Annotated in this window: 12 protein-coding genes; 9 read left to right on the top strand and 3 right to left on the bottom strand. The window is 62.4% G+C overall.

Features of this window, described 5'->3' with window-relative positions; genetic code table 11:
- Window positions 1-27 precede the first annotated feature (27 nt).
- Window positions 28-2,766, top strand: coding sequence for a GSCFA domain-containing protein (locus Q5H92_RS11920; RefSeq protein WP_369811140.1), 2,739 nt, complete (start codon window positions 28-30; stop codon window positions 2,764-2,766).
- 63 nt (window positions 2,767-2,829) lie between these two features.
- A complete protein-coding gene (locus Q5H92_RS11915) occupies window positions 2,830-4,935 on the top strand; it encodes a thioredoxin domain-containing protein (protein WP_305011751.1) in 2,106 nt (701 codons plus the stop codon).
- 189 nt (window positions 4,936-5,124) lie between these two features.
- Here Q5H92_RS11915 and Q5H92_RS11910 read toward each other — a convergent pair whose 3' ends face one another.
- Window positions 5,125-10,113, bottom strand: a complete 4,989-nt coding sequence (locus Q5H92_RS11910) for a T9SS type A sorting domain-containing protein (protein WP_305011750.1) — start codon at window positions 10,111-10,113, stop codon at window positions 5,125-5,127.
- Window positions 10,114-10,462: 349 nt separating this feature from the next.
- On the opposite strand from Q5H92_RS11910, the gene priA reads away from it, so the two are divergent.
- On the top strand, window positions 10,463-13,006 hold the full coding sequence (priA, locus tag Q5H92_RS11905) for a replication restart helicase PriA (RefSeq protein ID WP_305011749.1): 2,544 nt from the start codon (window positions 10,463-10,465) through the stop codon (window positions 13,004-13,006).
- Window positions 13,007-13,075: 69 nt separating this feature from the next.
- Here the strand turns inward: priA and Q5H92_RS11900 are convergent, their stop codons facing one another.
- Complete coding sequence (locus Q5H92_RS11900; RefSeq protein ID WP_305011748.1) at window positions 13,076-13,696, bottom strand: hypothetical protein; 621 nt, start codon at window positions 13,694-13,696, stop codon at window positions 13,076-13,078.
- Window positions 13,697-13,915: 219 nt separating this feature from the next.
- On the opposite strand from Q5H92_RS11900, the gene Q5H92_RS11895 reads away from it, so the two are divergent.
- The 3 genes from Q5H92_RS11895 to Q5H92_RS11885 all read left to right on the top strand — a co-directional run bounded on the left by Q5H92_RS11895 (window position 13,916) and on the right by Q5H92_RS11885 (window position 16,513).
- On the top strand, window positions 13,916-14,719 hold the full coding sequence (locus Q5H92_RS11895) for a class I SAM-dependent methyltransferase (RefSeq protein ID WP_369811139.1): 804 nt from the start codon (window positions 13,916-13,918) through the stop codon (window positions 14,717-14,719).
- A gap of 118 nt (window positions 14,720-14,837) precedes the next feature.
- On the top strand, window positions 14,838-16,079 hold the full coding sequence (locus Q5H92_RS11890) for an S-adenosylmethionine:tRNA ribosyltransferase-isomerase (protein WP_305011747.1): 1,242 nt from the start codon (window positions 14,838-14,840) through the stop codon (window positions 16,077-16,079).
- A 125-nt stretch (window positions 16,080-16,204) separates the two neighbouring features.
- Window positions 16,205-16,513, top strand: coding sequence for a hypothetical protein (locus tag Q5H92_RS11885; RefSeq protein WP_305011746.1), 309 nt, complete (start codon window positions 16,205-16,207; stop codon window positions 16,511-16,513).
- A 154-nt stretch (window positions 16,514-16,667) separates the two neighbouring features.
- On the opposite strand, the gene Q5H92_RS11880 is transcribed toward Q5H92_RS11885, so the two are convergent.
- Window positions 16,668-16,904, bottom strand: coding sequence for a hypothetical protein (locus tag Q5H92_RS11880; RefSeq protein WP_305011745.1), 237 nt, complete (start codon window positions 16,902-16,904; stop codon window positions 16,668-16,670).
- Window positions 16,905-17,043: 139 nt separating this feature from the next.
- On the opposite strand from Q5H92_RS11880, the gene Q5H92_RS11875 reads away from it, so the two are divergent.
- The 3 genes from Q5H92_RS11875 to Q5H92_RS11865 all read left to right on the top strand — a co-directional run bounded on the left by Q5H92_RS11875 (window position 17,044) and on the right by Q5H92_RS11865 (window position 19,915).
- A complete protein-coding gene (locus Q5H92_RS11875) occupies window positions 17,044-17,511 on the top strand; it encodes a hypothetical protein (protein ID WP_305011744.1) in 468 nt (155 codons plus the stop codon).
- A 157-nt stretch (window positions 17,512-17,668) separates the two neighbouring features.
- Complete coding sequence (locus Q5H92_RS11870; protein ID WP_305011743.1) at window positions 17,669-18,580, top strand: prohibitin family protein; 912 nt, start codon at window positions 17,669-17,671, stop codon at window positions 18,578-18,580.
- Window positions 18,581-18,739: 159 nt separating this feature from the next.
- Entirely contained in the window at window positions 18,740-19,915 is a 1,176-nt protein-coding gene (locus Q5H92_RS11865) for a ribonuclease D (protein ID WP_305011742.1), read from the top strand.
- The last annotated feature ends 93 nt before the right edge of the window (window positions 19,916-20,008 follow it).

Below are 20,008 nucleotides of genomic sequence, written 5' to 3'. Positions count from 1 at the left end.
CCCGGCCGGCGGGCTATTTTTGCTGTAATGTTTAGAACTGAACTTTCTATTGCTCCAGCCACGGACCAGCTTTCGCGCACGGCGCGGGTCCTGACCATGGGCTCCTGCTTTGCCGACAGCATCGGCTCGCGCCTACAGACCAACAAGGTGGATGCCTTGGTGAATCCGTTTGGCACCGTGTTTCAGCCGCTGGCGCTGGCGCAGCTTTTGCGCGCCGCGGCAGGCGAGGACGTGGACTGGCAGCGCCACCTAGTGGAAGCCCGCGGCCGCTGGCAGAGCTACGACCTGCACGGCGGCATCGGGGCCGACTCACCGGTGGAGCTGTTGCAGCACATTCAGGAACTGGTGCGGCGCACCGGCGAGTTTGTGCGCCAGGCCGACGTGGTGCTGCTGACGCTGGGCACCGCCTGGGCCTACCGTCTGCGCGAAACCGGCCAGTTGGTGAACAACTGCCACAAGCAGTCGGCCGACCTGTTTGTGCGCGAGCTGCTGACGCCGGATGAAATCATCAACGCGCTGGCCGAGACGCACGCTTATTTGCGTCGCATCAATCCGAAGCTGCGCTTTGTGCTGACGGTGAGCCCGGTGCGGCATTTGAAGGAAACGCTGCAGCTGAATACGGTGAGCAAATCGGTGCTGCGGGTGGCTACGCACATTGTGAGTGACTTGCTGCCAGGCGTGGCGTATTTCCCGGCTTACGAGCTGCTGGTGGATGATTTGCGCGACTACCGCTTTTATGCGTCCGACATGCTGCATCCGTCGGAAGTGGCCGAGGATTATATCTGGGAGAAGTTTGCGCGGGCGTATTTCGATGCGGATTTTGGCCGGTTCCGCAAGGAATGGGCTTCGGTGCGGCAGTCGCTGGGGCACCGGCCGCTGCACGCGGGGGCGCCGGAGCACCGGCAGTTTCTGGAGAGCACGCTGCAAAAGCTGGAGCAGCTGAGTTTGCGCCGGGTGGAAGTGAGCGACGAGCTGCGGACGGTTCGCACGCAGCTGGCGGCGCTGCCGGTGCCGCGTCAGCCGGAGCCCGTGGCGGAAATTGAGGATGGCGAGGAGCGGATTGATATTGGTGAGGGCTCGGTGGTTTCGGCCGTGGAGCGTTCCGATGCTATTCCTGCCGAAGTAGCTCGGGCTGCTGAGACTACATTGGCAGAGGCCGCAGTGCAGCCCACTGGCTCGGAGATCCGTCCCCCTCGTTTGTCGCCGGAAGAATTTCGGGCGCAACGGGACCGTTCGGGCCGTTCAGACCGGGGCCGCCGCGATGGGCGCGGCAAAAACCGGCAAGCGCAACCGAGCGAGAATGAGCAATTTCAGCTTTCTGCCGCTGCTGATGAGGCAGCAGAGGCATTGCCAATTATGCCGGATGCGCGGGCGGAGTCAGTGGCTTCGCTTGAAGCAGAACTGACGGAGTTGAGTGCCAGCGCTTCTGATTCGGCTGTTGGTTTCGATACCACGGCTGGCTCAGAGCAAACCAGGAAAAAGAAGCGCCGCTCCCGGGGCGGTGCTAAGCGCACGGCCCGCAAACACGCCTTGCGCCTTGCAGCCGAACAAGGTCTGACGCTGGAAGAAGCGCAGGCAATGGCTGATTCAGCCGAACCGAATAGCCCAGCTGAGGCGAATGCAACTCAGGCAGCCGGGCAGTTGGAGCGTCAAAAATCCAGCGTCATCGTCAAATCGGTGCCGGTGAAGCGCGGTGGGCGCCGCGAAGGCGGGGTGCCCCGAGTGCCTTTGTTTGCTACTCCGACCGAACCAGAAATAGCCACGCCAGTCACTGGCGATGCGGAACTGGAATTGCCGGCCTCGTTGGTAGCTCCGGTTGAACTGCCGGAAATACTGAATGCTGATATTACTTCAGAATCAGTAACTGGTGGGTCGAAATCGCGCAATAGCCGCAATCGGAAAAAGAAAAGTGCGGCCAGGGCAAATGCGGCTGCATCGGAGCCAGTTTTGGCGGATGTAGCGGCTGACAGTTCTACAGTTGTTGCTCCCCTTACTAGTCCCATTATTGGCAACGCAGAGCAGCTTTCGGGTGATGCAACGGCTGTCAACGATGGCAAAAACAATTCCCAAGGACAAGAAGCTGCTGCAACGCCTGCTCCCGCTGCCATAGAGGCTCCGGCGGCTGTAACTGCGCCCGTGCCGGCCGCGCCAGCTTCCCGTTCGCCGCGCCGGTCCAAAGCGCGCGCAGTCAGCGGTGCGCGGGCAGAGAAGCCGGCGGTGGATACGCCGGTCGTGCCCGTGCAAGATGCTTCGCAACTGCGGACGCAGGTAGCAGCGGGCCGGTTGACCGGCTCTTCCGCTTCGTTGGTTGAGCCGACGGCTCCGCTGAAGAAGCCGGTGGCTAAGAAAGCCTCAGCGGCCAAGGCAGCACCTAAAACGGCAGCGACAAAAGCTGACAATTCAGCAGTAGTAGAGCAAATAGAAGCTCCAAAAGCGACAGCGGCGAAAAAACCGGCTTCAGCAAAGGCTAAGGACAAGCCGGCAATTGCGGCGGCTCCCGTCTCTGAGGTTTTAGCGGCAACTTTGGAAATAGCACCCCCGGCGCCGGTTCTGCCCGCACTTAGTACCAAGAATAAGCCGGCTTCAAGAGCAAAAGCCCCCGCTCCGAAAGCAACACCAAAGGCCACCCCTGAAGCTGCCGCGTCCAAGGCTGCGGCGAAGCCGAAAGCTGCTGCCAAGCCTAAGGCCACCACGGCCAAAGCGGCAACATCCAAACCGGCGGCCAAGCCCAAAATACCTAGGAAGTCAACAAAGCCAACTGAATAAATTTGCAAACCCGGCCCTTTCCGCCGGGTTTGTTGTTTCCGTACCTCCCCTACCCTTCCAGCTATGGCCCACGCTTCGCCTGCCACCAACCGCCTCGCCCAGGAAACCAGTCCCTACCTGCAGCAGCACGCCCACAACCCCGTGGATTGGTACCCGTGGGGCCCGGAGGCGCTGAACCGGGCCAATACCGAGCAAAAGCCCATTCTGGTGAGCATCGGCTACGCGGCTTGCCACTGGTGCCACGTGATGGAGCGCGAGTCGTTCGAGAATGCGACCGTGGCGGAGGTGATGAACCAGCACTTCGTCTGCATCAAGGTGGACCGAGAGGAGCGGCCCGACGTGGACCAAGTGTACATGGAGGCTGTGCACGCTATGGGCCTGCAAGGTGGCTGGCCGCTGAATGTGTTTCTGACCTCGGAAGCCAAGCCGTTTTATGGCGGCACCTACTTCCCAAAAGGCAACTGGCTGCAACTGCTAGCCAATATCGGCGAAGCCTACGCTGGCGAGCACCGCGCCGAGTTGGAGCAGTCGGCCGAGCGTTTCATGGATGTTATTGGTGCCAGTGAGTTGCAGAAATACGGCGCCCAAAACCGTAACGCGGCGCAGGAAGCCGACTATTCAGCCCTGCAGGCTATTGGCGTGGCGCCGGAAACCGGCCCGGCCGGGGTGTCGGAAGATGAGTTCAAGCTGCTGGTGTACAACCTCAGCACGCAGTTCGACCCGGAGCGCGGCGGCCTGAACCGGGCGCCCAAGTTTCCGATGCCCGGCATCTGGCGTTTTTTGCTGCGGGCATATGCCATCAGCGGCAGCCAGGCAGTGCTGGACCAGACCGTACTGACCTTGCGCGAGATGGCCTGGGGCGGCATTTACGACCAGGCGCACGGCGGCTTCGCTCGCTATTCGGTGGATGCCGAGTGGCTAGCACCGCACTTTGAAAAGATGCTGTACGACAACGGCCAGCTGGTGAGTTTGTACAGCGAAGCCTTCCAGCTCACGCAGGACGAGCTTTTTCGAGAAACGGTGTACGATACCATCGAATTCATCCGGCTGGAATTGACGAATGCCGAGGGCGGCTTCTATTCCTCGCTTGATGCAGATAGCGAGGGTGAGGAAGGCAAGTTTTACGTCTTCACCAAGGAGGAACTGCGCGAGATTCTGGGCGATGAGGAACCGCTGTTTTCCGACTACTACAACTGCACGGCGGCGGGCAATTGGGAGCACGGGCGCAACATCCTGCACCGCCGCCAGTCCGATGCCGATTTTGCTGCCGCGCACCAACTCGCGCCCGGCGTCGTGCCCGAGCTGGTGGCCGGCTGGAAGCAGAAAGTAATGGCCGTGCGCGCCACCCGCGTGCGCCCCGGCCTCGATGACAAGGTACTGACCGGCTGGAACGCTCTCATGCTGCAAGGCCTCACCGATGCTTACCGTGCTTTCGGCGAGCCCGAATTCCTGGTGATGGCCGAGCACAATGCGCGCTTCATCGAGGCCCATTTGCGCAATGGTGCAGGCCTCTTCCGCACCTGCAAAAACGGCCGCGCCGCCATCAACGGATTCCTAGAAGACTACGCGCTGGTCACTCAGGCCTATATCAGCCTCTACGAAGTCACCTTCACAGAGAAGTGGCTGCGCGAAGCTGAGGTTCTGACCGAATACGTGCTAACTAACTTTTTCGACCCCACCGAAACCCTGTTTTTTTACACCGACCGCCAAGCCGAAGCCCTGATTGCCCGCAAAAAAGAGCTTTTCGACAATGTCATTCCCGGTTCCAACTCGGTGATGGCGCACAACTTGCGCCGGCTGGGCCGCCACCTCGAAAACCCGCGCTACACCGATTTGGCCGCCAATATGCTGACCCAAGTGCGCCACCTCGCAGTGAAGGATGCTCAGCACCTAGCCAACTGGGCTGCGCTCTATGCCGCGCTGTTGCGGCCGGGCGCTGAAATTTCCGTTATTGGCCCGGGAGCCGAGGATTTTCGCGAACAGCTTAGCCGGCATTTTCTGTTTGATACCGTGCTGGCTGGCACAGACGAAGCCTCGGAACTGCCGCTGCTGAAGCAGCTAAAGACACCCGGCGACGGCCAGACGGCCATTCACATTTGCCATAATCAGAGCTGTCTGGCGCCGGTGTACAGCGTTGTGGAAGCTCGGGAGCTACTAGCAGACATCTAAAGCGGCTCCGGGGTCGGTGGATAGTAGCGCGAACTTTTAGTTCGCGTCACCGGACGAGTCGTTGCCGAAGCGCGGGGGCTACTAATACAATGGTATATTGTCCCTAAAAATACCTTCAAGCGCTTCACCGAAGGCACAAAAAAAGAGCCGACCTACTGGTCGGCTCTTTTTTTGTGAACTCAAATGGCGCTATTCCAGCACCACTTTGCGGGTCAGCACTTCGTTGCCTACCACCACACGCAGCGTGTAGAGGCCGGTGGCGAGGCCCCGGGTACTCAGCACTTGTTCGGTGGTGCCACTGGGCAGGCTTTGCTTGTACACCACTTGGCCCAAGGCATTGAGCAAGGAGGCCTGCATGGCCCCGTGTAAACCACTGAGGCGCATGGTGAGCTGGCCGGTGTTGCTGGGGTTGGGGAATACCAGCAAGTTGCTCGATTCGGCTTGTACGCGCGCGGCAGTCACCGTCGCGCCGGCAATGGTGAAGGCGCCCGGCGTGTCGCTGTTGGCGTAGCCGCTCACGGCCACGTAGTAGCGCTGCCCCGGCGTGAGGCCGGTCAGGTTCACAATCCCCACGGTGGTATTGGCGGTGCCGCTGCTCTGGCAGCTTACCAGTGTAAACGGCCCAGTGGTGCAGCTGGCCGCGGTGAATACGCGCGCCATACCCGCCGGGGCACCAGTGATGGTGAGGCGCACTGAGGTGACGCCGGTGGCCGGCGTCATGCTAAACCAGACATCGTTGGGCGTGGTAGCGGGCGCGCAGGTCGGCTGCCCGATGCCCGGCTGGGCGCTGGTAGTAGCGCCCACAGTGGTGCCCGATACCGGCTGCAAGGGGCTGCCCGAAGCCGACAAAGTGAGCGTAACGGCACCACAGGGGTCGTCGTTGGCGGGAGCAGACGGTGCGGCCGTCGTCTGGAAGCAGAAGGGCCCCACAAATGCGCTGCTGCCGGACGGGGCCGGGCAATTCTGCCGCACGTAGTAGCAGTACTGCGTGCCCGCGGTGAGGCCAGAGACGGTCACGGAGGTACTAACAACCGCCACGGTAGTGCCCGTGCCTTGCACGAAGCCCTGCACACCGTACTCTACGGTATAAGTAGTGCCTGTGGCGGGCGTGCCACCCGGCTGCCAGCTCAGCTGCGCCGTAGCAGTGGTGAGGCTACCGGACGTGCCGCCGGTGGGCACTGCGCACACCGGCGCGGTCGTTGTGAAGCAAGTCGGGCCAACTTGTGCGCTGCTGCCGTTGCCGCCGGGGCAGTTCTGCCGCACGTAGAAGCAATACTGGGTACCGGGGCTCAGCGCCGTGAGCTGCGTGCTGGCGCTGGTGAGGCCGGCCAGTACAGTACCCGTGCCGGGCGTGAAGCCTTGCAACCCGTATTCTACCGTGTAAGTAGTGCCCGTGGCGGGCGTGCCGCCCGGCTGCCAGCTCAGCTGGGCCGAAGTGGTGGTGATGTTGCTCGAAGCCGGGGCTGTGGGCACGGCGCATACCGGCGCAGCGGTGGTGAAGCAAGTTGGGCCCACCTGCGTACTGCTACCGTTGCCACCGGGGCAATTCTGCCGCACGTAGAAGCAATACGTCGTGGCGGGAATCAGCGCGGTGAGCGAAGTACTGGCCGTGGTGAGGCCCGTGACGGTGGTGCCGGAACCCGGCGTGAAGCCCTGCACGCCATACTCCACGGTGTAGGTGGTGCCTGTGGCGGGCGTACCGCCCGGCTGCCAGCTTAGCTGAGCACTGTTATTGGTGATGCTGCTCGATGCCAGCGCCGTGGGGGCGGCGCACACCGGTGGCGTAGTGGCGCATACGGCATATGTGCCCACGGCAGCGGTATTGAAGGCCCATACGCGCACGTAGAGCACTTCGCCGGGCGTGCGGCCGCTGAGCGTAATCAACGATTTGAGGGCACCGCCTTCGTCATCGCTGCAGCCCAGCAGGGCCAGATTGCTGCAGGAGCCTGAGTAGATGGCCATGCCCGTGTCGCCCACGTCGGTACCGGTGGAGGGTATCACGGTCCGCACCGTGAGGGTGCCCGTGGCCGGCACCGTTACCTGGAACCACACGTCGCGGTTCTGGGTCGAACCGGCACAGCCGGGGGCCGGTGCGCCGGTGCTGGTGGTGGCGCTGGTGTTGTCGGTGGTCGTCTGGCTGACGCAGGTGGTGCCCACTTGCACGGGCAGGGTCAGGGCGCCGGCGCACTCGTCGTTGGCAGGCGGCGGCGGCGGTGTGGACAGGCAGAGCGTGAAGCCAGCGGCTGTGCCGGTGGGCTGCGTCAGTGCCGTGGAGTACACCCGAATGAAATACGTCTGGCCGCTCGTCAGGCCGCTCACCGTCACGGGCTGCGTGGCGCCGGCAAACACCGTACTGCATAACACGCTGGCCGAAGCCGCGCACGTACCAGAACGCACTTCAAACACGAAACTGCCCTGCGACGGACTGAGCAACACGTTGTGCGCGGTGCTGCTGGCCACGAATCTATACCACACGTCGGCCGCGCTGCCCGTGCCCAAGCCGCATCCCGTAGCGGACGGCAACGACTGCGAGGCGTTTTCGACGGTGCCGCTCACGGGCGTGCCGCAGCTGGTGGTGGTCGATGGCGTCACCGATACCGCGCCCGTGCATTCGTCGTTGGCGGGCGGCGGCGGGCCGGGGCTGATGCACAGCGTGAACGTGGCGTTCAAGGGCGTGGGCTGGGTGTTGCCGCTGGCGTACACGCGCAGGAAATAGGTCTGGCCGTTGGTCAGGCCGCCCACCAGCGTACCATTGGTGGCGTTGGCAAACGTGGTGTAGCACGACACGCTGGCGCTGGCCGCGCAGGTTCCGCTGCGCACTTCAACCACGGCGCCGAAGCGGGAATTCAGCGTAATGAGCTGCGAGGTGCCCCCGGCCACGAAGCTATACCACACGTCCTGGGCAACCGGCGTGTTGGCGCTGCCGCAGCTGGCCGTAGGCAACGACTGCGACGCCGCTTCCACGGTGCCGCTCACCGGCGAAGCGCAGGTGGTGGTGATGGGCACGACCACCGCCGCGGCGCATTCGTCGTTGGCCGGCGGCGTGGGCGCCGGGCTCACGCACAGCGTGAAGGTGGCGTTGGCCGGGATGGGCTGCGTGGCCCCGTTGGCGTAGATGCGGATGTAATACTGCTGGTTGGCCGTCAGGCCGCCCACTATCGTGCCGCTGGTAGCCCCAGCAAATACGGTCGTACAGAGCAAGCTCGTCGAGCTGGTGCAGGTGCCCGAGCGCACGTCCATCACGGCCCCGAAACGGGTGGTGAGGGTGATGAGCTGGGTGGGCGCGCTGGCCACAAAGCTGTACCACACGTCGGCAGCGGTGGTCACGTTTGCGCCGCAGCTGGCGGTGGGGGGCAAGCTTTGGGTGGCGTTGGCCACGGTACCGTTGGTGGAGGTTGCGCAGCCCTGCACCACAGCCACGGCCACAGCCGTGCTGCATTCATCGTTCACCGACGGCGGCGGGCCCGCCGTGAGGCACAGCGTGAAGGCCGCATTGGTGGGCGGCGTGATGGCGTCGGCGTACACCCGAAGGAAATACGCCTGGCCGTTCACCAGCCCCGTCACCGTCACGCTTTGCCCCGTGAACGTGGAGGTGCAAAACACACTCGTAGAGCTGGCGCAAGTGCCCGTGCGCACATCCAGCACGGCCCGGAAGGTTCCGCTGTAGGCCAGAGTTTGGGAAGTGCCGTTGGCCACGAAGCTGTACCACACATCGTTAACCACTGTGGCCGAAAGGGTACAGTTTGGCGTGGACGGCAGCGACTGCGAAGCGCCAACCAGGGTGCCGCTCACGGGCGTGGCGCAGCTGCTGGCAATAGGCACGGCCACGGCGCCCGTGCATTCGTCGTTGGCCGGCGGCGTGGGGCCGGGGTTGATGCACAGCGTGAACTGCGGGTTGGCGGGCGTGAAAGTCCCGTTCAGGTACAAGCGCAAATAGTACGTCTGCCCGCTGGTCAAACCGCTCACCGTCAGAGCCTGCCCGCTGAAAGCTGTGCCGCAAAACACGCTGGTGGAATTGGCGCAGGTGCCCGAGCGCACATCGGCGATGACCGAGAAACCGGCCGTCACCGTAACAAGTTGCGTGGCCCCGCTGGCCACGAAGCTGTACCACACATCGTTGGCGGTGGTGCCCCCGCCGCAGCCGGTGGTGGGCGGCAACGACTGCGTGGCGCCCTGGATGGAGCCGCTCACCGGCGAAGCGCAAGCGGTGGTCACCGGCACCGACACAGCCCCGGCGCAGTCGTCGTTGGCCAGGGGCGGCGGCGAAGTGGCGCACACGGCGATGTAGCCGCTGCGAGCGTTGCCAAACGACCACACGCGCACGTAAAGCACCTCGCCGGGCGTACGCCCCGTGTACGCCAGCAGGGATTTGGTGCCGCCGCCTTCGTCGTCGCTGCAGCCCAACAGGGTCAGGTTGCTGCAAGTACCTGAGTACATGGTCATGCCCGTGTCGCCTACGTCGGTGCCAGTGGTTGATACCACAGTGCGCACCGTCACGTTGCCACTGGCCGGCACGACTACCGAAAACCACAGGTCGCGGCCATTATTATAGCTGGCGCAGGTGGGCGCCGGCACGCCGGCGCTGGCCGTAGCCAGGGTGTTGTCGGCGCTCACTTGGGTGGTGCAGGTGCCGGTGGTGCTCACCGGCACGTCGATGGCGCCAACGCAGTCGTCATTAGCCGGCCCCGTAGCGCCCTGCCCCACGCACAGCGCAAACGTGCTGCCGATACCGGTGGGCGGCGTATTGCTGGCCGGATATATGCGCACAAAGTAGGTTTGGGTGGCCACCAGGCCGCCCACCGATACAGCGGCGGTGTTGTTGTTGGCAATGGTGGTGCAATACACGCTGGTGCTGCTGGTGCAGCTGCCGCTGCGCACGTCCAGAACAGCCGCAAAGCGCGGCGCCAGCGTTATCAGGTGGATGGTACTGGTGGCCGTGAAGCTGTACCACACGTCAGTGGCGGTGGTGAGGCCTGCGCCGCAAGCCGCCGTAGGGGCCAGGCTTTGGGTGGCGCCCGCCACGGTGCCGTTCACGGGCGTGGTGCACACGCTGGAAGTGACCAGGCCCACGGCCCCGCTACAATCGTCATTGGCCACCTGGGCCACGGCCCTGCTGCCGCTCAGCAACAGCAGGAAAGTACACACCAACGGAAGCCGTTGGCACAGCAAGCGTATCATTTGCTTCATAAGAAAATGGGGTGAAATGAAGGTGGTAAATAAGGTGGTGAATAGGCGAGGGCAGTAGTCACATAACCAGACAGTGCGAGTGACGAATGGGCTGCCCAAGCTATATATTTTCTCGCAAAAATCCAGCCATGTCCTGAATATTTGAGAACTTCTACTTTTCGCGCAGGATTTGAGCGTATTGCTTTGGCAGCGTGGCGCCGGAGCGAGGCCCGACCAATGAGCTGCTCGCTCGTTGGAGCCGGCTTTGCCAGGCGGTGGGCAACTTATGCGCGGGCTTGCGGGTTGGGCTACGGGAGCCGGCGGCTTTATCTTTACTATTCGCCCTACTTCCGTTGCTGTTTTGAATCTCGCGCTTGATTTTATTTCGCCCGCCCCGGCTCCTTCGGCCGACCGGGTGACGCTGTTTGCCGACGTCATTTTGCCCCTGCCCCTACCCCGGCTCTACACGTACCGGGTGCCGTATGAGCTCAATGACAACGTGGTAATTGGCGGGCGCGTCATCGTGCAGTTTGGGGCCAAAAAGACGCTCAGCTGCATCGTGGCGGCCGTGCACGAGCAGGCGCCCAAGGACTACCAGGCCAAGTACATCCTCGAATTCATCGACGACGCACCCGTCGTCACGCAGCCCCAGCTCAAGCTCTTCCGCTGGATGGCCGACTACTACCTCTGCACCATCGGCGAGGTGATAAATGCGGCCCTGCCCTCGGCCCTGAAGCTCAGCTCGGAGTCGCGCATTCAGCTGCACCCCAGCTTTTCGAGGGAAGAAAACGAGTACCCGCTTTCCACCCAGGAAGAGCTGATTGTGGACGCGCTAGGCACCGTCGACCAAGGCAAAGCCCTCACCTTCACCGAAGTAGGCGACCTGCTCGGCATTACATCGTTTCACAAGGTGATAAAATCCCTGATGCACAAGGATGTCATCTTCCTCTTCGAGCACACGGCCGACAAGTACGCGCCGAAGGTGGTGAAGAAAGTGCGGCTGGCGCATCATTTCGTGGCCGAGGCCGCGCTGGAACAGCTTTTTGAGCAGCTCACCAGCAAGCCCAAGCAGCTCGATGTGCTGATGAAGTTCATGCAGCGCGTGCCGGTGTACCAGAACGAGCACGCCAACCAGGCCGGCCTGGAAAAAGCCTACCTCACCAGCAGCCCGCACCTCTCGGCCTCGGCCGTAAACACGCTCATCAAAAACGGCGTCCTGGAGCAGTTCGACCAGATTGTGAGCCGCTTTCCGCTGGAAAATGAAGGTGCCATTCAGATGAACTTCTCGCTGACCGAAGCCCAGACTGCGGCGCGCGATGAAATCATGGGTCACTTCAGCAAGCAGGACATCGTGCTGCTGCATGGCGTGACGGGCGCGGGCAAAACCGAGATTTATATCGACCTCATCCGCACGGCCCTGGACAGCGGCGGGCAAGTGCTCTACCTGCTGCCCGAAATCGCCCTCACGGCCCAGATTGTGACGCGCCTCATGCGCGTATTCGGCTCGCGGCTGGGCGTGTACCACTCCAAATTCTCCGACAACGAGCGGGTGGAAGTGTGGAACGGCGTGCTCTCGGGCCGCTTCCAGGTGGTGATTGGGGTGCGCTCAGCGGTATTTCTGCCCTTCGATAATCTGTCGCTCATCATCGTGGACGAGGAGCACGAGTCGAGCTACAAGCAATACGACCCTGCCCCGCGCTACAATGCCCGCGAAGTGGCCCTGATGATGGCCAACTTCCAGGGCGCCAAAACCTTGCTGGGCTCGGCCACGCCGGCCGTGGAAACCTACTACCAAGCCAAGAAGGGCCGCTACGGCCTGGTGAGCCTCACCAAGCGCTTCGGCGAGGCCGGCATGCCCGATATTGAGCTGGTGGACACCCGCAAGGCCCGCGAGCACAAAACCATGCACAACCACTTCACGGCCGACTTGCTGGGCGAAATCGAGCGCAAGCTGGGGGCCAAGGAACAGGTGATTCTGTTCCAGAACCGGCGCGGCTACGCGCCCGTAGTGGCCTGCCAGGACTGCGGCTGGATTCCGAAATGCACCAACTGCGCCGTGAGCCTCAGCTACCACAAGCACAGCCACGAGCTGCGCTGCCACTACTGCGGCTACCACGACCCCATGGTGAGCAAGTGCCCCGCCTGCGGCTCCCGGGCCGTGAAAACCCAGGGCTTCGGCACCGAAAAGATTGAGGACGACCTCAAAATCATGCTCCCTCAGGCCAATATCCAGCGCATGGACCTGGACACGACCCGCGCCAAAAACAGCTACCAGCAAATCATCGGCGACTTCGAGAAGCAAACCACCAACGTGCTGGTGGGCACCCAGATGGTGACCAAGGGCCTCGACTTCGCCAACGTGAGCCTGGTGGGCATCATCAACGCCGACAGCATCATTCACTACCCCGATTTCCGGGCGCACGAGCGGGCTTACCAGATGTTTGTGCAGGTGAGCGGCCGGGCCGGGCGCAAGGGCAAGAAGGGCAAGGTCATTATCCAGACGGCCGACCCCACGCAGGTGATTTTCGACAAGGTGATTCGCAACGATTACGTGGAGTTCTACAACTACGAAATCGTGCAGCGCCACGAGCACGGCTACCCGCCCTTCATGCGCATCATCAAGATGACGGTGAAGCACATCGACCAAGCCGTGGGCGAGGCCGCTGCCATCCTGCTCACCCAGCAGCTGGTGGAGCGCCTGGGCCAGGCCGCCGTGCTGGGCCCGGAGGCGCCCTACATATTCCGCATCCGCAACTTCTACCTCCAGGAAATCACCATCAAGCTCGACCGCGCCCACACCGTGCTCAAGCACGCCAAGCAACAGATACTAGACGCCATGGACGTGGTGCGCGACCAGAAGGAGTTCCGCCAGGCCCGCCTCGTGGCCGACGTGGACCCGATGTAGTGTCGCTGCAAATAAAAAGCCCCGCTCAACATCTGAGCGGGGCTTTTTTGGCAATGGAGCCAGGCTGCTTTACGCTTGGTCGAGCACCCAGAGGAGCAGGAAGAGCACGCCCACAATGAATACGATGAGGCCCAGCACGCGGAACAAACCGGGCAACAGTGCGATGAGCGCGCCGATAACCATGAGGATGATGCCCAGCCGCAGATTGCCACTGACGCCGCCTTTGGCGACTTCGGCCGTGCTCACGTGCTGGCTGGCAGCCACTTTTTGCACCAATTTATCAACCTTTTTCGTCACCTTATTGAGGGCGAGGCGTTGAATGCCATTCAGCTTGCGGGCGGGTGCGGCATCGGTGCTGGCCGTGGTAGAAGTGCTGATTTCAGCGGGCGAAGTGGTTTGCGGGGCGGCGGGCGCCGTATTTGCCACCTTGGCAGGCGCCGACGTGGGCTGAGCGGCTACAGCAGCAGGTTCCGAGGCAGTGGCAGGCGCAAGGGGAGCAGCTACAGTTTTAGTCGCCGGGGCAGCCACTGCTTCGGCTTTGGGAGGCACGGGCGTGGCGGCGCGCGTCACGCCGTGGTAAGAGGCGCCCTGGGGCAGCATAGCGTATTCGGCGCGGTTGCAGCTACCAAAAGCGAGGGCGCAGAGCGCTACGGCCGCAAATTTGCTGATGGAGGGAAAAAGGTTTTTCATAATCTGAAAAGGGTAATGGGTAAGCTGAATGCGCGTTCTACGGCGAATGTTGGAGCCTGGTGGTTCGTTTCGGGCATTTTCCCTGTTTAATCAATTCTTATCTTTCTTTTGAACGCTATTGGCGACCGTCGGCGGGTGCCAATGGAAGCGCTGGAAATTGCTGAACGCACCGCCGCGAATTGCTGTTGACTGCCTTGGATGTGCTTACTTGCGAATTCTATGAGGTATCGTTTTTCATCCTGGCAACGGGCATTGAATACCGTGGGCACGAGCGGCAGCGCCAGCCTGCTATTGCTGACCAGTTGCACCCAATTGCCCGCCGAAACGCGGCCATCGGCCTTTGCCGCACAACGCATGCAGGCCGTCGTACAGGCTGATACCAGCGGCTACGAAACTGCCCCGCCGCGCGACCCCAACGGCATTGGCACCTACTACCTGGGCCGCCAGATTGCCCACGTCATGGGCCACGAGGGCGCCAGCTGGCTGGAGCGCAGCGGCCGCCGCCAGGAAGAAGGCACCGACCTCCTGATAAAGGAGCTGAAGCTGAAGCCCACTGATGTGGTGGCTGATATCGGCGCCGGCACCGGCTTTTTCTCCTTCCAGTTGGCCAAAAAAGTGCCGAAGGGCGAGGTCTTGGCCGTCGATATTCAGCCCGAGATGATGACGGCGCTGCAGAACAATAAGCGCAAATTCAAAGTGACCAACGTGCGCCCCGTGCTGGGCAGCACCACCAGCCCCGCCCTGCCCGCCGACAGCGTGGACCTGGTGCTCATCGTGGATGCCTACCACGAATTTGACCACCCGCGCGAAATGGGCCGCGCCATTCGGCGTGCCCTCAAGCCCGGCACCGGCCGCCTGGCGCTGGTCGAGTACCGGGCCGAGGATGCCAACGTGCCCATCAAGCGCATCCACAAAATGAGCGTGGAGCAGGCCCGCAAGGAAATGGCCGCCGTGGGCCTGGAGTTCATCGAAACCGTGGAAACCCTGCCCCAACAGCACCTGCTGCTGTTCCGGCGCAAGTAGCGTAGGCGCAGCGTTAGTTATTAGTTAAAAGTTAAAAAGCCCGTCTGAATTATCAGGCGGGCTTTTTAACTTTTAACGCTCCACTTTTAACTTCTCCCAATCCGACCTTTGCGGGCCTATGACGACCCCCGACCCGCGCCAGCTTTCCATTCACGACTTCACCTATCCCCTCCCGCCCGAGCGCATCGCGCCCGAGCCCCTGCCCGACCGCGCCGCCAGCCGCCTGCTGCTGAGCCGCCACGGCCAGCTTTTCGACAAGCAGTTCCGCGACCTGCCCGGCGAGTTGCCGCCCGGCGCCCTGCTCATCTTCAACGACACGCGGGTGGTGCGGGCCCGGCTGCTGGCCCGGCGCCCCACCGGCGGGCAGGTCGAGCTGTTTTGCCTGGAGCCGGTGGCGCCCCACCGCAGCCTGGAGCTGGCCCTGCAGCAAACCGGCCATTGCACTTGGCGGTGCCTGGTGGGCAACGGCCGCCGCTGGAAAGAAGGCCCCGTGACCCTGGAATTCACCACATCAGAGGGCCTCACTGCCACCCTCACCGCCGTGCGCCAAACCCAGGAAGCCGGCACCGCCCTGATTGATTTCCGCTGGGAGCCTGCCGAACTGCCGTTTGCCGAGGTGCTGCGGACGGCCGGCCACCTGCCCCTGCCGCCCTACATCGACCGCCCCGACACCGCCGCCGATGCCGTACGCTACCAAACCGTGTACGCCGCCACCGAGGGCGCCGTGGCGGCCCCCACCGCCGGCCTGCACTTCACCCCCGAAATACTGGCCGAGCTGCGGGAAAAGGGCTTTGAAATTGGCCACGTCACGCTGCACGTGGGCGCCGGCACCTTCCAGCCGGTGAAGGCCGACCGCATGGCCGAGCACCCCATGCACACCGAACCCATATTGGTGACGGCCGCGCTGCTGCGGCAGCTGCTGGCGCACCGCCCGCGTCCGGTAATTGCCGTGGGCACCACCAGCCTGCGTACCCTGGAAACGCTGTATTGGCTGGGCGTGGGCTTGCTGAAAAAAGAAGCTGGGAGCAACGCTGAGCTACTCGTGACGCAGTGGCAACCTCACGAATGGGCCGAAGCCGCCGCCAGCATCACGCCTGAAACAGCCCTGACCACCTTGCTGCAGCATCTGGAAAAAATAGGCACCGACACCCTGGAGGCGCGCACGCAGCTGCTCATCGCGCCGGGCTACCGGTTCCGGCTGGTGAATGGGCTCATCACCAATTTCCATCAGCCCGAAAGCACGTTGCTGCTGCTGGTGGCCGCGCTGCTGGGGCCGAGCTGGCGGGTGGTGTATGAGCACGCGCTGGCCCATGGCTACCGGTTTCTGAGCTACGGCGACAGCTCTTTACTGCTGCCGTAGCATCCGGGCACAAGCACAAAAGCTAAAAATTTTGAGACGCAATCAATCGCGGCACGGCTCTTGTCATAACCTTTGAAAACCGGCGCCGTAAAACGCCCCACTTACCCTTAATTCAACTTCTGACCATGAAAAAAGTAACCCTGTTGCTCGCTCTGTGTGCTTTCGCCACCACCAGCTTTGCCCAAACCACGCCTTCGACCGAAGTGAAAGTGCGTGATAACGGCACCACCAAAGTGGTGACCAAAACCGGCAAAACCAACGTAGGCCAAGCCCTTGACAACACCAAAGACGCAGCCGGCAACGTAGCCAAGAAAACGGGCCATGCCATCAAGCGCGGCGCTAAGAAAACCGAACATGCCGTGAAGCATGGCGCAAACAAAGCCAGCGAGAAAACCAAAGAAGGCACCGCCAAAATGGAAGCCAAAACCGAATAGGTTCGGCTAACTCCACTCTTCTCCTTTCGCATTTCCTAAAAAACCCCGGCCTGCTTAGGCCGGGGTTTTTTATGCTTTATGAAGTGGATAACGATTGAATAGGCACGTCATGCTGCGCGCGGCATGACGTTCGATTTGTCTATGACGGGCGTATTCAGGGCTGCTGCGGCTTTTCGCGTACTTCGTGAAGCACTTTTTCGACCACCCCCTGCCCGAAGAGGCTGATGCCGGCATTGAATACCGTGAGGGCGGCCGTGCCGGCCAGCACCCAGTCTTTGGCGGGTGCGCCTTTTTCTTTCAACTGGCCGGCCCATTGCACCAGGCAGGCGCCGGCTCCGATGGCCACCAGCCCCACCGGGGAAAACAGGAGCCACTTCGATTTGTGTGTCATCAGGAAAGGAATTAGTTGGAAGTGGGTGTAATGCCGGGTCACGGCCGGCGATGAAGCAAGTGGCTGTGCTTCCTCGCGTACCTTTCGGCTTTTAGCTTACGCACCGAAACGGGCCATGTTTCGGCTCCCGCTTTTTCTTATGTCGCCCTACGAACAGCTGCTGCACCTCGCCTTCACCGCTCCCAACGATGTGAAGTATTACCTCACGCCCACGGCCCGGCAGGCCTACGACCAGCTGCGCCGCGCCGCGCCGACGCAACGGCCGTTCCGCTTCGAGCAGGTGCGGCTGGGCCTGGCCATGAGCCTGCTCAAGCTGGTGAGCGAGCTGGGCGACCACGACGCCAGCCGCCAGGTGCTCGACGTGCTGCACCGGGCCCTGAACGAGGCCCGCACGCCGGAAGACATCGACCGGATTGTGGGCCGCGACGCCAAGTTGTTCGACCGCCTTTACGAAGACCTGTACGTGAACGAGGAAGGCGAGGAACTGCTCAACCTCTTCGGCCGCACCTTGGATGCTGATGCCCCTGAGCTGCTGGAAGAAGTGGCGCAGGAAGGCGTGGACCTGGCCCGCACGCTGGATTTTGAGCGCGACGAGGACGAGGAATAAGTCTAACTCCAACCCGTCATGCCGAGCGCAGCCGAAGCATCTCGCGTGCCGAAGCAATCCAATCGAAAGGAATTAGTGATGGCACACGAGATGCCTCGGCTGCGCTCGGCATGACGTTCTTTTACTGCTTACCATTAATTATCAACCTAATAAAGCCATGTTCCTGACCATTCTGGGTTTCATTCTGGTAGTGCTGGGCTTCAGCGCCTCGCGGTTTTCGGAGCGGATGGAGCGGATGCGCGCCGGACTCATTTTTTTGGGCGGGGCATTTTTGCTACTGGGGCTGGCGCTGAGCACGGTGGTGCAGGTGGGCGTGGGCCAGGTGGGGGTGCAAACGCTGTTTGGCAAGGTGCAGCCGCGCCTGCTCTACCCCGGCCTGAACGTGGTGAACCCGCTGGTGGACGTGACCCGCTTCGACACCCGCACCCAGAACTACACCATGTCGGCGCAGCACGGCGAAGGCGCGCAGGCCGGCGACGATGCCATTCGGGTGCTATCGGCCGATGGGCTGGAGGTGGTCATTGACCTCACCGTGCTCTACCACGTGGTGCCGGCCCAGGCGCCGCGCATTCTGGCCACCATCGGCGAGGACTACCAGGACAAGATTGTGCGGGCCATTTCACGCACCCGCATCCGCGACAATGCGGTTTATTACGACGCCGTAGCCCTGTACTCGACGCGCCGCGAGGAATTCCAGACCCGTATTCTGGCCGCTATTGAGAAGGATTTCCGTACCAACGGCCTGCAGCTCGACCAGCTGCTTATCCGCAACATTCAACTGCCGCAGTCGGTGAAGCGCAGCATCGAGAGCAAGATTTCGGCCGAGCAGGACGCCCAGAAAATGCAGTTCGTGCTCCAAAAAGAAAAGCAGGAAGCCGAGCGTAAGCGCGTGGAAGCCCAGGGCATTGCCGACTACCAGCGCATTGTGAATACCGAGCTGAGTGACAAGCTGCTGCAGTACGAAACCATCAAGGCCAACCAGGCCATTGCCACTTCGCCCAACGCCAAGGTCATCATCATGGGCGGTGGCCGGGGGCCCACGCCGCAGCTGCTGCTCGGCGACAAATAGCCACTTTTGAAGCGGGCGCGTAGAAGCTCAGCCGGCGCGGGCGCGGGCCGCCAATGGCCTTGCGGGCCAAAACGCGGTTTGCCTGCCGCAGATGCCTACCTTTACCGCGCCAACCGGGCGCGGCCCGGTGCCGGCCCCGCCGACTTGCTTCCTGCTTCAATGCCCACCATCCATTACCTGACCACCGCCGACGCCATTGCCACCGCGGCCGCGCATTTTGCCACCCTGCCCCGCATCGGCATCGACTTGGAGTTTGACGACATGCGCCACCGCTACGGGCGCCACCTGGCGCTCATTCAGGTGTTTGACGGGCAGCAGGTATACCTCATCGACCCGCTGCCGCTGCCCGATATGGCCGCCGATTTAGAGCCGCTCTTCGCCGTGCTGCGCGACCCAGCCGTGGCCAAGGTGTTCCACTCCTGCAAATCCGACATCTTGCTCCTTGATGAGGTGTTCAGCGTGAACTGCCGCAACATCGTGGATACCAGCGTGCAATTCACGCTGCTAGCGGCCGAAGACAACAACATTTCGTTGGGACGCCTCATTCAGGCCGAGTTGGGCTTTGAAGTAGATAAGGGCGAGCAGAAGTCAAACTGGCTGAAGCGCCCGCTTACCGAAGCCCAAAAAGAGTACGCCGCAAACGACGTGCTTTACCTCTTCGAGCTCACCGACCGCCTCAGCGCCCGTCTGCTGGAGTTGGGCCGCGCCGACTGGGCTGCCCAGGAAAACCTGGCCCTCGAGGCTGTGCGCTACGGTCGCGACGACCCGCGCCCGTGGTCGCGCAACGCCGCCAAGTACAAGATAACGCCGCAGGAAATGCCCATTTTCCGGGAACTGTACCTGCTGCGCGACGCTGTGGCCCGGCAGCTCGACCGCCCGCCCTACCACGTACTCAGCAACGACAAGCTGGCCGAGCTCACGCGCAGCCCCATCGAAACGGTGATGCAGCTGCGCACCGCCAACGGCCTGCACCCCGAGCTGAAACGCTCGCCCTACGCCGAGCAGCTGCTGGCCATCGGCACCACCGACCTGGCCCCTGACGCGCCCCTGCCGGCCGACCAGCGCAAGTTCCCGTTTCGCCGCCGCTTGAGTGGCCCCGCCGCCACCCGCGCCGAAGCCCGCGAAACCATGCTCAATGCCATGAAGGGCCACCTCGCCACTGACCACGGCAGCACCATGGCCAACATGGTGCTCAGCAACCGCCTCATCGCCGACATTATCGAGCTGGGCGCCGACGCGGCTTTGCGCCCCTGGCAACAGCAGCTGCTACGCGAGTCGGCCGAGCGCCACGGCGAAAGCTACGAGCAGATTGCCGCGCCGTTTCAGGTGCTGTAGGGCGATTGTTTGGTTGCCATTAGCAGAAACAGAGCATACAGAACGTCATGCTGAGCGCAGTCGAAGCATCTCTACCGCGCAACTAATCCTTTT

Source organism: Hymenobacter mellowenesis (genome assembly GCF_030581005.1).
GTDB classification, from domain to species: domain Bacteria; phylum Bacteroidota; class Bacteroidia; order Cytophagales; family Hymenobacteraceae; genus Hymenobacter; species Hymenobacter mellowenesis.
The sequence above is the reverse complement of the archived record's forward strand: the minus strand, read 5'-3'. Positions and strand labels throughout refer to the sequence as shown.